Raw genomic sequence first — 13,316 nt, 5'->3', positions numbered from 1 at the left:
GTACGGCGCCCCCTGCCTATTTCGCGTACAAGCCCTCATTCGGGGGAAAGGACATGTCGTTGAGGAGATTTCCATGATTTCGATGAAGAGACGAATGGTTCTGGGCGGAGCGGGTTTCGCGCTCGCATCCCCGATGATCATGACCCGCGCTGCCGTAGCGCAACAGACGAACGCCGATACATCCATGAGCATCGATCACGCCATGCCGCCAGAAACGCACCGCTTCAATGTGGGCAAGTTCGAAGTGCTCGTCGTCAAGGATGGCGCGCGTCCCTCCGGCAAGCCACAGGAGACGTTTGGCACCAACCAGTCGCCCGAAGTGGTGGGTGCCCTGCTTGAGGCAAATTTCCTGCCGGCCGATGCCTTCGTCAACAGCTTCGCTCCGGTGCTGGTCAACACGGGGTCCGACGTCATCCTGTTTGATACCGGCATGGGGGAAGCCGGCCGGGCAAATGGCCTTGGCCGCCTGGCCGAAGGTCTGACTGCAGCCGGCTACACCCGGGAGGATGTGACCATCGTCGTTCTCACCCACATGCATGGCGACCACATTGGTGGCCTGATGGAAGGCGGCAAGCCGGCATTTCCGAACGCGCGCTATGTCACCGGTCAGGCCGAATATGATTTCTGGGTCGATCCGGCCCGCGCCGGCACACCGGCCGAGAATGGCCAGAAGGGCGTGCTCGCCAATGTTAAGCCGCTGGCCGAGAAGATGACCTTTATCGGGGATGGTGGTGAAGTTGTCTCCGGCATTACCGGCATGGCGGCCTTCGGCCATTCCCCGGGCCACATGATCTACCGGCTGGAATCAGACGGCCGACAACTCGTCTTGACCGCCGACACGGCAAACCATTTCGTGCTGTCGCTGCAGCGCCCGGACTGGGAAGTCCGCTTCGACATGGACAAGGCTGCCGCGGCCGCCACGCGCAAGAAGGTCTTCGACATGATCGCGACCGACAAGCTTGCCTTCCTGGGCTATCACATGCCGTTCCCGGCGGTGGGATATGCGGAGAAGATCGAAGAGGGCTATCGCTTCGTCCCCAAGGCCTATCAGTTCGATATCTGATATCGACCCACGTGACCTCGAAGCCCGCGTGAGCTGCCTCGCGCGGGCTTCTTGCCGATGGCAGGCAAGGCGGATCAGTCCCGTCTCTCGCGAGCCCCGTGGCCAGGCTCGCCGCGGCGCAACTCGGCAGTGGCGCTGCGCAGCAAGGCCACCATGCGGTCCTGCAGCACCGCGTCCATGACCTCGATGCCCGCTGCACGGAAATCCTCGCGGATACGGTTCAGCAATTCCTCGTCGCCGGACGCTGCGGCCCGGGCCAGTTCTTCGGCATAGGCCTGCATATCCTGAAGATCGAGCACGGTGGTGGCCCACTGCGCCAAAAGCGCGTTGCGTCGCGCGCATATTCTGCCGAAAAGGACGTCTTCATGCGCGTCGGCATGCTCACGCGCCCTGCTCATGTTGTGACCGATCGACATCGGTGTACCTCCGGAATGTGCCCCGCGCTCCTCCGAGGGGCGGGCGTGTCATACCATGCCGGCTTTGATGATCCGTTTATTAGTAAGATTGAATTTTCATTGCTTCGACCAGTTCCTTGGGTGAAAGGTTCCATCACGAACCAGGGCGTGCCGGTTTTGCTATTCCCTTCCTGTCATGAACGTGTTACCAGCCCTCGCCAACTTCCAAGCATTTCATGCAGAAGCGACCGAACGGGGATTCCCGTTTTCCGGGCGGATTCTGCCTATTCAAACGAAGGAATTGGCAATGGCACGCATCGTAATGTCGGCAACCGGCGCAGAAGCGCTTACCTTTGACGACGTCCTCCTGCAGCCGGGACACTCGGTCGTCATGCCGGGTCAGACGAATATCGCGACCCGGATCGCAAAGGATATCGAACTTTCCCTGCCGATTCTCTCCTCCGCCATGGACACCGTGACCGAAAGCCGGCTCGCGATCGCCATGGCCCAGTCCGGCGGCATCGGCGTCATTCATCGCAATCTCACCCCGGTCGAGCAGGCCGAAGAGGTTCGCCAGGTGAAGAAGTTCGAAAGCGGCATGGTCGTCAATCCGGTCACCATCGGCCCGGACGCAACGCTTGCGGAAGCCAAGGCCCTGATGGGTGCCCACGGCATTTCCGGCATCCCGGTCGTCGAAGGCGCCAGCCGCCCCGGCCGCCTCGTCGGCATTCTGACGAACCGCGACGTGCGCTTCGCCTCCGATCCGAACCAGAAGATCTATGAGTTGATGACCCGCGAGAACCTGATCACGGTCAAGGACGGGGTCGATCAGCAGGAAGCCAAGCGCCTTCTGCACGCGCACCGCATCGAAAAGCTGTTGGTGATCGACAACGAAGGGCGCTGCGTCGGCCTGATCACGGTCAAGGATATCGAGAAGTCGCAGCTCAACCCGAATGCCGCCAAGGACGCCCAGGGGCGTCTGCGCGTCGCCGCCGCGATTTCTACGGGTGACGACGGTGTCGAGCGCGCCGAGCGCCTGATCGATGCAGGCTGCGACGTGATCGTCGTCGATACGGCTCACGGCCATAGCCAGAAGGTTCTCGATGCCGTTGCCCATGTGAAGAAGATGTCGAATGCCATTCGCATCATCGCCGGCAACGTGGCAACCGGTGAGGGCACGCGCGCCCTGATCGATGCAGGCGCTGACTGCATCAAGGTCGGCATCGGTCCGGGTTCGATCTGCACCACGCGTGTCGTCGCGGGCGTCGGTGTGCCGCAGCTCGCAGCGGTCATGGCAGCCGTCGAGGAAGGCAACAAGCACGGCATTCCCGTCATCGCCGATGGCGGCATCAAGTTCTCCGGTGACGTCGCCAAGGCAATTGCGGCCGGCGCCTCCGCCGTCATGGTTGGCTCGCTGCTCGCCGGCACGGACGAAAGCCCAGGCGAGGTTTATCTGTATCAGGGCCGCTCCTTCAAAGCCTATCGCGGCATGGGTTCCGTTGGCGCCATGGCGCGGGGCTCGGCAGACCGCTACTTCCAGGCGGAAGTGCGCGACACGCTGAAGCTCGTGCCCGAAGGCATCGAGGGCCAGGTACCCTACAAGGGACCGGTGTCCGCCGTCCTGCATCAGCTCGCCGGTGGCCTGAAGGCCGCCATGGGTTATGTCGGCGGCAAGGACATTCCGGAATTCCAGGAAAAGGCCACCTTCGTCCGCATCTCCGGCGCGGGCCTGCGCGAAAGCCATCCACACGGCGTGACAATCACCCGCGAAAGCCCCAACTATCCGGGCGCCGCATGATCCTCGGGCGCTTGCCCGGCCCGCGACAGGCGCCGCTGCTCTGGGCAAGCGGCGCCGTGTCAGCCTTGCTGCTTGTCTGGATGAACCTCGGTTTTGTCGGCGCCTTCGCCGAGCTGACGGGCGGCAGGGCAATGCCTGATCTGGACATCGACAGCACGGCGCAGTCGCTGATCGATCTCAAGTTACTTCTCGAGGCCCGGCCGGAAGCCGCAGACATGCTGCGCAACATGCATCTCGGCCCCGACCTGCTGCTCCCCGCCGTTCTCGGCCTCGTTCTTGCTCTCCTCCTGCGCAGGGTCGCACCGGGTGCAAGGCTTTATGGTCGTCCGGCGGAGCGCCTTTTGCCCGCGTTGCTCACCATGCCCGTCGTGTACGTCGCCGCCGACTATGCCGAAAACATCGCGAGCATCCTGCTCTTTCCACCATCGCTGCCGGAAGATGCCACGGCGAGCCTCTTGGCGACCGCAATCGTCTGGCTCACGCGTCTGAAATTTGCCGCGCTCGTCATTTCGGGCATACTCGTCCTGCGTCTCGGCATCGGCCCCAGGCCGACAGGCGCACAATGATTTTCAGCAGCATTGCCTTTTGAGGAATGGATTGCCCATGACCGGTTTTGAAATGTTCTGGCCCCTCGTGGCCCATGCTTTTCTCGTCTTCTGTCTCTATGCCCTGTTGGTTGTCCGTCGTGCCGCCGTGGTGCGCGAAGGTAAGGTCGAACGCATCGCATTCCGGGAGAATCTTGCGGAGCCGGAAGAGAGCAGGGTGGTCAATCGGGCAATCGCCAACCAGTTCGAGCTGCCGGTCCTCTTCTATGCCGTGTCCGTCCTGCTCTTCATCGCGGAAGCCGATAACATCGTCGCCGTCGTGCTCGCCTGGATGTTCGTCGCCGCGCGTTACGCACAGGCCGCCATGCACATCACGGGAAATCTGCCGCTCCGCCGCCTGTTCTTCATGCTGGGCTTTGCCATCCTTTTTCTCCTCTGGTCCTGGCTGGTGCTCTGGATGGCGACCAGCTGAGCGCATCCGAGTTCGGCTGTCATCCGTGTTTGCCAACCCGTCTGGGATGCACGCTGCTCCCGTGACAGTTGAAAAATGACAATCCGATGAAATCTGCGTCCGTTTGACACCGATCAACTGGGCGCAGCCTTCCCGCGCATAACCTTCGCCCATACCCGCAGTTGAACGCTGGGGGAATGGTCACGAGAAAGCGACGGGAGATTGACATGGCATCGATGATGAAGGCCGCCGTGGTGCGCGAATTCGGCAAGCCGCTGGTAATCGAGGAATGGACGATCCCGGATCCGGGTCCTGGCCAGATTCTGGTCAAATACGAAGCGACAGGCGTCTGCCACACCGACCTGCACGCCGCCAATGGGGACTGGCCGGTCAAGCCCAAGCCGCCCTTCATCCCCGGCCATGAGGGCGTTGGATATGTGGCAAAGCTCGGCGCCGGGGTCACCCGCATCAAGGAAGGCGACCGCGTCGGCGTGCCATGGCTGCACACCGCATGCGGCTGCTGCTCGCCCTGCCGCACCGGCTGGGAAACGCTCTGCGGCAGTCAGCAGAACACCGGTTATTCGGTCAACGGCACCTTCGCCCAGTACGGCCTCGCCGACCCCGATTTTGTTGGACGTCTGCCCGACAACCTTGAATTCGGTCCGGCTGCCCCGATCCTGTGTGCCGGCGTCACCGTCTACAAGGGCTTGAAGGAAACGGAAGTGAAGCCCGGCGAATGGGTGGTCATCTCCGGCATCGGCGGCCTCGGCCACATGGCCGTGCAATATGCCAAGGCCATGGGCATGCATGTGGTCGCGGCCGACATCTTCGACGACAAGCTGAAGCTCGCCAAGGACCTCGGCGCCGACGTGGTGGTCAACGGCAGGTCAGCTGACGCCATAGAGCAGGTGCAGAAGGCAACCGGTGGAGCGCATGGTGCGCTCGTCACGGCCGTCTCGCCGAAGGCCATGGAGCAGGCCTATGGCTTCCTGCGCTCCAAGGGCACGATGTCGCTCGTTGGTCTGCCGCCCGGCTTCATCTCGCTTCCGGTCTTCGAAACCGTGCTGAAGCGTATCACGGTGCGCGGTTCGATCGTCGGCACGCGTCAGGATCTCGAGGAAAGCCTGCAATTTGCCGGCGAAGGCAAGGTCGCCTCGCATTTCAGCTGGGACACGCTGGAAAACATCAACGCCATCTTCCACCGCATGGAAGAAGGCAAGATCGACGGTCGTATCGTCCTCAACCTTGCCGCCTGATCACAAGTCTTGAAAACACAATCAACGGCGCGGCCTGTCCGCGCCGTCATGCGTTTGGGCTGCGGTCAGTCGACGGACTGGATGGTGATGACGCGAGGCAGGCTGCTGCTGCAGGCGTTGTCTTCGCAAACGCCACTGATCCAAACCTCACCATCGCCGAACATGAGGCCCTCGCTGTTGACGAAGGCTTGGCCGTAGTCCTGGTTGCGTATGATGGTGACGATCTTGTCCGTGAAAACGTCATTGTAGCTCGCCAACAATTGCTCCTCGGTCTCGAACGTCGCGTCTTCTCCGCCGATGCTGATGGTGATCGGATAGGACACGAGGCTGACGGCGATTTCGGCCTTGCCCTCGGCCACGGCACTCTGGAACGCGTAGAAGAGCTCCTTGTAGTCTGCGGGATCGCCGAGGAGGTTCTCGATCTGGCGATCGGTTTCGGCCTCGCTCGCGAGCGCCGCGTCGATACCGATGCTCGGTACGGAACTCGTCAGAAGAAGGACCGCAAGCAGGGCAGGGCGAAGGCTAAAGGTCGGCAGCGGCATGCGTGGTCGGTCCTCTGTTGGTTAGATCGGCGCGCCCGAACATAAGGCAGAAGTCGTCTGGCCGTCGAATTACTTTTGGGGTGAACGGCATCCCGGGAAGGAATTCGAAAAGTGAACACAGCATTGCGGCGGAGGCACTGGTTTCGCGGTCCCGCGCCATCTATCTATTGCGTTGCAGCAATTTGTCGGGATGAAGCCATGTCAGACGCCGTCACCAATTCCGAGACCGACCGTATCTTCGTTTTCCAGGGTGGCGGTGCACTCGGTGCCTATCAGGCGGGCGCCTATGAGGCCCTGCATGAAAACGAACTGGAACCGGACTGGCTCGCCGGCATCTCGATCGGTGCGGTGAATGCGGCGATCATTGCCGGCAGCCCGCGGGAAAAGCGCATCGCCCATCTGCGCGACTTCTGGCACACGGTCTCGAGCCGGTTTGATTTCGGCTGGACCGCGCCGAACGATAGCTTGCGCCGGATGCAAAACGATGCCGCCGCGATGGCCGCCACGATGTTCGGCGTGCCCGGTTTCTTCTCGCCGCGCCTCTTGACGCCCCAGCAGCTGCTCGAAAATGCCGATACCCGCGTCAGCTATTACGATACCGAGCCTCTGCTGAAGACCTTGGGACGCCTGATCGATTTCGATCTGCTCAACGATTGCCAGACGCGCTTGAGCCTCGGCGCGGTCGAGGTCCGCTCGGGCAACTTCGCCTATTTCGACAACCGCCAGACCCGCCTGGATGTTCGCCACATCGCCGCCTCCGGTGCCCTGCCGCCCGGCTTTGCGCCAGTGGAGATCGATGGCCGTTCCTACTGGGACGGCGGTCTCGTTTCCAATACCCCGCTTCAGCATGTCCTGAACGTCAGTGACGCGACCCGCGACCTGGAGATATTCCAGATCGACCTGTTCAATGCGCGGGGCGACATGCCGCGAGACCAGTTCGAGGTCGAAAGCCGGGTGAAGGAAATTCGCTACTCCAGCCGTACCCGCATGAATACCGACGAGTTCGCCCGCCGCCAGATCGTCCGTCGCGCCGCCAAGCGCCTGCTGGACAAGCTGCCGCCGGAGTTTCGCGATGATGAAGACGCCAAGATCTTGCGCTCGATCGGCCAGGAATACGACGTCACCATCGTCCACCTCATCCATCGCCGCGCCTCCTATACGACCCATGCGATGGATGTCGAATTTTCCCGCCGCTCGATCGAGGAGCACTGGAAGGCGGGATATGATGACGCCAGTTATACGCTCAAGCACCCGAAATGGCGCGGCCGCGGCCGGCCTCGGGATGGCATCCAGATCTTCGATCTGGCACGCGAACGTCATCTGCACGTCGGCACGTGACCGTCTCTTCCGACCTTTTTTGTGTTAAAGGGTGCGGGTGGGGATAACTGACAGTCCGTTAACCAATTGGCGACGGCGCCGTCCTATTGCTCTTTCAGATGATCAAGGGAGCCGACGCATGATATGTCGGTTGGAAGTCGATGATAGACCGTACTTCGGTAGTGCGCCTGGCATTGCGCAAGTTGCCCCAGCAAGAGCGCAGCGTCCAGAGGCTTGAAGCCATCTTGGACTCGGCCATGGCCCTCGTGCTGGAGAAGGATGTCTCCACCGTCACGATGAGTGAGATCGCCCAGCGCGCTGGCATCCCTATCGGATCGCTCTACCAGTTCTTTCCGCAGAAGGCTGCCGTGCTCAAGGCCCTGCACGACCGCCTCTCGATGCAGATCGAAGACAGGGTCACCCAGATCTTTGCGGGAGTGAATTCGCTGGAGGAGGCGTCCGATCGCGGGGCAGATGCCTTGTTCGAACTCCACACCCTGTTCCGCGAACAGCCCATCTTCATGTCGATCTGGCACGCGATCCAGTCGGATAAGGATCTCAACCACCTGTCGAACGACTATCATGAACACCTGATGGGGATATTTCTCAAGGATCTCGCCCATCTGATCCCTGCCGAGGATCTGGGCAAGGTTCGCGTCACCTTGAAGCTGTTCATCATCACGAGCGGCGATGTGATCCGTTTTGCCACCAGCCAAGGTCCGGAAGCCGCAAGACTATATCTCGACCGCTGGCACCAGATCGTCCGCAAGTCGCTTTTCGTCTACTGACGTCACGGATCACCAGCCGGGGATCATGTTGCCGGCCTTGAGCCGCGGGTAGTGCCGCGCAATGGTCTTCGGCTCTCCATCCATGTCATCTTCGACCTGGGCCGGCGTGATGTTGTCCAGGCAGGCGGTGATATGATCGGTAATCGCATTGAGCAGCGAGACCGAGAAACCCGGCCGCTTCATCAATCCGATCTGCACCGGCGGCAGCGGCGGGAAGCCGTCGTTGGCCGTCAGCACCTTCATTCCCGTCCTCAGCGCCGATTCCGGCAGGATCGAAACGGCCATGCCGGCCAGCACGGCCGCAGCAACCACGGTCGACGACCAGCTCGTGAACAGGACCTGATAGTCGCGTCCGTCCGCGTCGAGCGCCGAGCAGGCGAGTTGCCGCCACTGGCAGTCACGCCGCCCGACAGCAAGCGGCACGGGTGCGTCGTCCTTCAGCGGATGGTTTGCCGAACCGACCCAGCAGAGCGGCTCGGTGCGCACCACGTCCGACTGCCGCAAGAGCGGATTGTGGGTCACAAGCGCGATGTCGAGCTCGCCCCGTCCCATCTTCTCGGCCAGGTCCACGGAAGGCTCGCAGACGATGTAGAGTTCGACATTCGGATGCGTCTTGGCAAAGCGGCCGATGATCTCGGGCATGTAGCGGTCGGCATAGTCGTCGGGCGTGCCGATCCTGAGCGTGCCCTCCAGCCGATTGTCGTCGAAGGCTGCAATCGCCTCTGAGTTCAGCCGGATGATCCGCCGCGCATAGTTCAGCAGCTTGTCGCCATCGGCGGTCAGCCGGTTGCCGCGTCCATCCTTGATGAAAAGCTGCTTGCCCACGCGCTCTTCCAGCCGTCGCATCTGCATCGAGACGGCCGATTGCGTCTTGAACACCCGACCCGCAGCTTTGGTGAAACTGCCCGTATCGACGATGGCGATGAAGGTCTGCAGTTGGTCGATATCGAGAGGAGCCGACATGAAAAGCATCCATCAGAGAGGTTGATACTTATCATTAGAAACATTCGTTGGACTGATCAATATCATTTCGACATTCTGGCGAAGCATTCCCGCCGGCCGCCCAAGGCCAATCGTTCCACTCCAGCCTTCATCGCCTCGTCGCCGCCGCGACCGGGGCCGGTCTCCTCGTGCCTGTCAAAAGGATGAAAGCCATGCGCACGACCGAACGGATTCTCGACCTCGACCTCGCAATCTCCCAGCCGCCGCAGACCGCGCATCTGGACCATGCGCTCGTCTGGATCCGGACCCGCTGGACGTCGCTTCGCAATCGTCTTGCTGCCAACAACCTCGCCGATCTCGATGATCGCCTGCTGAACGACGTCGGCCTCAGCCGCTCCGACGTCGCCCAGGTGCTGAAAGAGGCCGGTCTGGCTGACGATCCTTCGCAGCAGTTGACACGGCTCGCCAAGCGCCGTTCCGAACAGGCGCTGCGCGGCCGAAAGGCCGAGTGAGACCATTCCAATCCCCGCAGGGTGACAGCCAATAGCCCTGCCCTTTGCCCGGTCCCGGATAAAATCCGGACCGGGCTTTTTTGTAAACGCTAAAATAACCGAATCTGCTGTGAAATGCGAAAGGAAACGAGCCGGGAGTAACCACTTGCTAACGGCCATGTGTCAGCCATGAATTGGCTTGAGCGCGTTAATTCTCGTGGAGATCCTGCATGCGCATTTCGACAAAATTGCCCGTCGCTGCGACCCTATTTGCCCTGGTCATCCTGAGCGCATCCGTTGCGATCGGTCTGGTCCAGCAGAGCCGCATTCTCGACCAGCAGGTTTTCCAGAAGCTTGAGGCAACGGCGGACGGTCGTCGGAACGAAACCCGTCGCTTCCTCGACGGAATCAGGCTCGATGCGCAGCAGACGGCGTCCAACATGATGACGCAGCAGGCTCTCTTCGGCATTACCGGCGCCTGGAGCAAACTCGGCGACGATCCCGCAACCGAGCTGCATCGGCGTTACATCGACGAGAATCCCAATCCGGTCGGGGAGAAATTCAAGCTCGAAAGCGCGAAGAAGGACAATTACGACCGTGCCCACCGCCAGGGTCACACCACGTTCCTCAAGCACAAGCAGGCACAGGGCTACTACGACATCTTCCTGATCGATGCCGAAGGCAACATCGTCTATACGGTCATGAAGGAAACCGATTTCGGCACCAACCTGTTGACGGGTCCCTACAAGGATACCGGCCTTGCCAAGGTGTTCCAGAAGGTCATTCAGAGCGATGACCCCGAGGTTTTTGCCAATTCGGACTTCGAATCCTACGCCCCGTCGGCAGGCGCGCCCGCATCCTTCGTCGCCGTTCCCATCATCATGAACGACCGCAAGCTCGGCGTTCTCGCGTACCAGCTGCCGAATGATCAGATCAACGCGATCTTCTCGAACACACGCGGTCTCGGCAAGACGGGCGAAACGCTCATGGTCGACAAGGCCGGACTGCTGGTCTCCGATAGCACCCGCACCCCTGGAGACGACACGCTGAAGGTGAGCATCACCTCGCCCCTTATGGCGGCGGCGCAAACTGCCCAGGATGCCACCGGCACGATCGAGGGTTATCGCGGCATCAACAGCTATGCGGCGGTCGTCCCGCTCCAGTTCGGCGATGTCAGCTGGTCGGTGATTGCACTGATCGGTGAGGAAGAGGTCTGGGCGGAGCTCGTGTCCGCCGGGATGAAGTCGATTGGTTTCGGCGCCATTCTGGTTCTGGCTGGTTCATTGATTGGCCTTCTGTTCTCCCGGACGCTCACCCGTCCCATTTCCGAACTCGTCGGCTCCATGGGCCGTCTCGCCGATGGCGACACGAATATCGAACTCAAGGGCCTCGAGCGCTCGGACGAGATCGGCGACATGGTCCGCTCTGTTGCCGTCTTCCGCCAGGCCGAGATCGACAAGCGCGAGCTTGAGAGCGAGAACGAAAGCCGCCGGACGGCAACTGAAAACGAACGTCACGCCCGCGAAGCCGAGCGCGCGGCCGCTCAGGCGGAACTGACCGAGGCGATCGATGTGCTGGGGACTGCGCTGCAGCGTCTGGCCAATGGCGACCTCACGGCCACCATCCACAAGCCACTCACGGGCAACCTCGACCGTCTGCGCCTCGATTTCAATGCCTCCTTGGAACGGCTGTCCGGCACCGTCTCGGCCGTTCACGGCAATGTCGCCGAGATCAACCGCAAGAGCAGTGCCGTCAGTTCCTCGACGGCCGATCTCAGCCATCGCACCGAACAGCAGGCCGCAGCCCTGGTCGAAACCTCGGCCGCCATCCGCCAGATCATGGATGCCATCCGCCATTCGTCGGAACGGGCGGAGAACGCCTCGCGCCTGGCGCTCGAGGCCCGCGCCAATTCGGATCGCTCCGGCGAGATCGTCGGCGGTGCGGTCGATGCCATGCAACGCATCGAAAACGCATCCAGCGAAATCTCCAAGATCATCAACGTGATCGACGAAATCGCCTTCCAGACGAACCTGCTGGCATTGAATGCCGGCGTCGAGGCTGCCCGCGCGGGCGAAGCCGGCAAGGGATTTGCGGTCGTTGCCCAGGAAGTCCGCGAACTTGCCCAGCGCTCGGCAACGGCGGCCAAGGACATCAAGGCCCTCATCACCAAGTCCGGCGAGGAAGTCTCGAACGGTGTTGGTCTCGTGCGCCAGACCGGCACGGTCCTTTCCTCGATCGCCGGACAGGTCGTCCAGATCGGTGACCACATCCACTCGATCGCATCCACGTCCAAGCAGCAGTCGGCAAGCCTCAACGAAATCAACGCCGCCGTCGGTCGCATGGAAGATGTGACGCAACACAATGCTCGCGCCGCCGAGCAGACCAATGCCGAGATGGCCGGTCTCACGCGCGATGCCGAAATGCTGTCGGATCTGGTCGGCCAGTTCACCGTCGAGGCGGGATCCGCAACGATCCAGAACCGCTTCGCCGATCAGCGCGACACCGGCTTCGGCCGCAAGACGCCGACCGGCAGTGCTGGCCAACCGCCAGCTCCCGCAGCACCGGTCCGTCCCGCGGCCAAACCGCGCGTTGCCGCCGCTGAAGCCGGCAGCCGTTCGGTCGCCTCACCGGCCCGGTCGCTGATGGACAAGATCTCGATCGGCCTTGGCGCCAAGCTCAACCAGGCCAAGGACACCAAGTCCAATTCCGATTGGGAAGAGTTCTGAGGAGCGACAACTGTTTCAAACGAAAACGGCGCGGGAAACCGCGCCGTTTTCGTTTGGTGTGGGGCAGGGCAGCCTGTCTCAGGCCTTGTCTTTGGGTTCCGGCGGTTCCTCGGCGGTCGCGGTCTCGCCTTTTGATGCTGTCAGATAGGTCTCGAAGATCTGCTCCATGCTTTTCTGGTAGCTCTTCTGCACCTCGAGCCCGCTGTCGAACATGGTGTTGATCATGGCGGAAAAGCCTTCCTGTGCCTCCTTCTCAGGCGCCTTGGCAGCCTCCGGCTTCGGCGCTTCCGGCTGGGCGGCGCTCTGGCCGGTATAGGCCGCAGCCATGTCCTGGAATGCCTTGGCGAACGGGTTTGCGAAGAAAGGATTGGCCGGGGCCTGCGGCTCCGGCTTCTTCTGCCCGCCCATCATGTCCTGGAACGCGCGGGTGAAGGGATTGTCGAACATCGAGGCCGCCTGCGGCTGGGGCTTGGGCTGCAGGCCGGTGCTTTCCAGCCACTGCTGCATCATGGTGGCCATTGGCGACGTGGCGAACGCATTGGCACCGGCAAATTGCCCGGTCGCCTGTTTAAACAACCCGCCCATCATCGTATCGGCCATGACAGGCATCATCTGCTTGAGGATGTCCTGGCCGATGCCGGTCAGCTGCGCTGCCTGTGCAGCGATCGCTCGGGACACTTCCTTCGAGCCGAACAACTGCTGCAGCACCTGGTTGCCATCGGCAATGCCCTGGGGTGTGAAGGCCGAATTCATGTCCTCGAAATATTTGGCATAGTTGCCGGAACTCATCGCCGAAAGCAGGGCGGAGAAGTCGTAAGGGTTTGCCGTGTTGCGCTTGAAGCCCGAGGCAAAGGCGGGCGTGAGGGCGGCGATCGCCTTTGCCGCCTGTTCCTGCGCCAGCCCGAACTGACGCGCCATGGCGTCCATCGCGTTGCCGTTCTGAGCCTGGAGCATCATGTCGAACAATGGCAGCATGGACGTCTTCTCCCGAAATGCGTGCGG

13 protein-coding genes are annotated in these 13,316 nt (G+C 61.7%); 9 read left to right on the top strand and 4 right to left on the bottom strand.

Going from position 1 to position 13,316, the window contains the following annotated elements:
- Nucleotides 1-73 precede the first annotated feature (73 nt).
- Nucleotides 74-1,063 (top strand): MBL fold metallo-hydrolase, encoded by a 990-nt coding sequence (locus DFO46_RS14125; protein WP_245408810.1) that lies wholly within the window; start codon nucleotides 74-76, stop codon nucleotides 1,061-1,063.
- 74 nt (nucleotides 1,064-1,137) lie between these two features.
- Here the strand turns inward: DFO46_RS14125 and DFO46_RS14120 are convergent, their stop codons facing one another.
- Nucleotides 1,138-1,479, bottom strand: coding sequence for an ATPase inhibitor subunit zeta (locus DFO46_RS14120; RefSeq protein ID WP_120277728.1), 342 nt, complete (start codon nucleotides 1,477-1,479; stop codon nucleotides 1,138-1,140).
- A 286-nt stretch (nucleotides 1,480-1,765) separates the two neighbouring features.
- On the opposite strand from DFO46_RS14120, the gene guaB reads away from it, so the two are divergent.
- From guaB to adhP, 4 genes are all read left to right on the top strand, one after another.
- Nucleotides 1,766-3,256, top strand: coding sequence for an IMP dehydrogenase (guaB, locus tag DFO46_RS14115; protein WP_110789816.1), 1,491 nt, complete (start codon nucleotides 1,766-1,768; stop codon nucleotides 3,254-3,256).
- A complete protein-coding gene (locus tag DFO46_RS14110; RefSeq protein ID WP_120277727.1) occupies nucleotides 3,253-3,822 on the top strand; it encodes a hypothetical protein in 570 nt (189 codons plus the stop codon). The genes guaB and DFO46_RS14110 overlap by 4 nt, the downstream gene beginning before the upstream one ends.
- Before the next feature lie 37 nt (nucleotides 3,823-3,859).
- On the top strand, nucleotides 3,860-4,273 hold the full coding sequence (locus tag DFO46_RS14105; protein WP_110789814.1) for an MAPEG family protein: 414 nt from the start codon (nucleotides 3,860-3,862) through the stop codon (nucleotides 4,271-4,273).
- A gap of 206 nt (nucleotides 4,274-4,479) precedes the next feature.
- The gene (gene adhP / locus DFO46_RS14100) at nucleotides 4,480-5,508 is read left to right on the top strand and encodes an alcohol dehydrogenase AdhP (RefSeq protein ID WP_120277726.1); all 1,029 of its coding nucleotides are present in this window, start codon (nucleotides 4,480-4,482) and stop codon (nucleotides 5,506-5,508) included.
- A 65-nt stretch (nucleotides 5,509-5,573) separates the two neighbouring features.
- Here adhP and DFO46_RS14095 read toward each other — a convergent pair whose 3' ends face one another.
- Nucleotides 5,574-6,050 carry a hypothetical protein gene (locus DFO46_RS14095; protein ID WP_120277725.1) on the bottom strand — a complete coding sequence of 159 codons (477 nt, stop codon included), beginning with the start codon at nucleotides 6,048-6,050 and terminating at the stop codon, nucleotides 5,574-5,576.
- 198 nt (nucleotides 6,051-6,248) lie between these two features.
- On the opposite strand from DFO46_RS14095, the gene DFO46_RS14090 reads away from it, so the two are divergent.
- Entirely contained in the window at nucleotides 6,249-7,388 is a 1,140-nt protein-coding gene (locus tag DFO46_RS14090) for a patatin-like phospholipase family protein (RefSeq protein WP_120277724.1), read from the top strand.
- Between the two features lie 140 nt (nucleotides 7,389-7,528).
- A complete protein-coding gene (locus DFO46_RS14085) occupies nucleotides 7,529-8,155 on the top strand; it encodes a TetR/AcrR family transcriptional regulator (protein ID WP_120277723.1) in 627 nt (208 codons plus the stop codon).
- Between the two features lie 9 nt (nucleotides 8,156-8,164).
- On the opposite strand, the gene DFO46_RS14080 is transcribed toward DFO46_RS14085, so the two are convergent.
- Nucleotides 8,165-9,118: a LysR substrate-binding domain-containing protein gene (locus DFO46_RS14080; RefSeq protein ID WP_110790356.1), complete on the bottom strand. Its 954-nt coding sequence runs from the start codon at nucleotides 9,116-9,118 to the stop codon at nucleotides 8,165-8,167.
- 191 nt (nucleotides 9,119-9,309) lie between these two features.
- Between DFO46_RS14080 and DFO46_RS14075 the strand changes: the two genes are divergently transcribed.
- Nucleotides 9,310-9,609, top strand: coding sequence for a DUF1127 domain-containing protein (locus DFO46_RS14075; RefSeq protein WP_120277722.1), 300 nt, complete (start codon nucleotides 9,310-9,312; stop codon nucleotides 9,607-9,609).
- A gap of 209 nt (nucleotides 9,610-9,818) precedes the next feature.
- On the top strand, nucleotides 9,819-12,314 hold the full coding sequence (locus tag DFO46_RS14070) for a methyl-accepting chemotaxis protein (RefSeq protein ID WP_120277721.1): 2,496 nt from the start codon (nucleotides 9,819-9,821) through the stop codon (nucleotides 12,312-12,314).
- A 78-nt stretch (nucleotides 12,315-12,392) separates the two neighbouring features.
- Here the strand turns inward: DFO46_RS14070 and DFO46_RS14065 are convergent, their stop codons facing one another.
- The gene (locus tag DFO46_RS14065) at nucleotides 12,393-13,289 is read right to left on the bottom strand and encodes a DUF937 domain-containing protein (protein ID WP_120277720.1); all 897 of its coding nucleotides are present in this window, start codon (nucleotides 13,287-13,289) and stop codon (nucleotides 12,393-12,395) included.
- Between the last annotated feature and the right edge of the window lie 27 nt (nucleotides 13,290-13,316).

Source organism: Rhizobium sp. AG855 (assembly GCF_003610655.1).
Lineage (GTDB): Bacteria > Pseudomonadota > Alphaproteobacteria > Rhizobiales > Rhizobiaceae > Allorhizobium > Allorhizobium wuzhouense.
Note: the sequence above shows the minus strand (reverse complement) of the source record. Positions and strands in the feature narration are given on the sequence as shown.

Coding starts and splice junctions, on each gene's coding strand:
- DFO46_RS14085 (WP_120277723.1), top strand. CDS start 7,529: ATGATAGACCGTACTTCGGTAGTGCGCCTGGCATTGCGCAAGTTGCCC.
- DFO46_RS14080 (WP_110790356.1), bottom strand. CDS start 9,118: ATGTCGGCTCCTCTCGATATCGACCAACTGCAGACCTTCATCGCCATC.
- DFO46_RS14105 (WP_110789814.1), top strand. CDS start 3,860: ATGACCGGTTTTGAAATGTTCTGGCCCCTCGTGGCCCATGCTTTTCTC.
- DFO46_RS14125 (WP_245408810.1), top strand. CDS start 74: ATGATTTCGATGAAGAGACGAATGGTTCTGGGCGGAGCGGGTTTCGCG.
- DFO46_RS14070 (WP_120277721.1), top strand. CDS start 9,819: ATGCGCATTTCGACAAAATTGCCCGTCGCTGCGACCCTATTTGCCCTG.
- DFO46_RS14065 (WP_120277720.1), bottom strand. CDS start 13,289: ATGCTGCCATTGTTCGACATGATGCTCCAGGCTCAGAACGGCAACGCG.
- DFO46_RS14095 (WP_120277725.1), bottom strand. CDS start 6,050: ATGCCGCTGCCGACCTTTAGCCTTCGCCCTGCCCTGCTTGCGGTCCTT.
- DFO46_RS14120 (WP_120277728.1), bottom strand. CDS start 1,479: ATGTCGATCGGTCACAACATGAGCAGGGCGCGTGAGCATGCCGACGCG.
- DFO46_RS14110 (WP_120277727.1), top strand. CDS start 3,253: ATGATCCTCGGGCGCTTGCCCGGCCCGCGACAGGCGCCGCTGCTCTGG.
- guaB (WP_110789816.1), top strand. CDS start 1,766: ATGGCACGCATCGTAATGTCGGCAACCGGCGCAGAAGCGCTTACCTTT.
- DFO46_RS14075 (WP_120277722.1), top strand. CDS start 9,310: ATGCGCACGACCGAACGGATTCTCGACCTCGACCTCGCAATCTCCCAG.
- adhP (WP_120277726.1), top strand. CDS start 4,480: ATGGCATCGATGATGAAGGCCGCCGTGGTGCGCGAATTCGGCAAGCCG.
- DFO46_RS14090 (WP_120277724.1), top strand. CDS start 6,249: ATGTCAGACGCCGTCACCAATTCCGAGACCGACCGTATCTTCGTTTTC.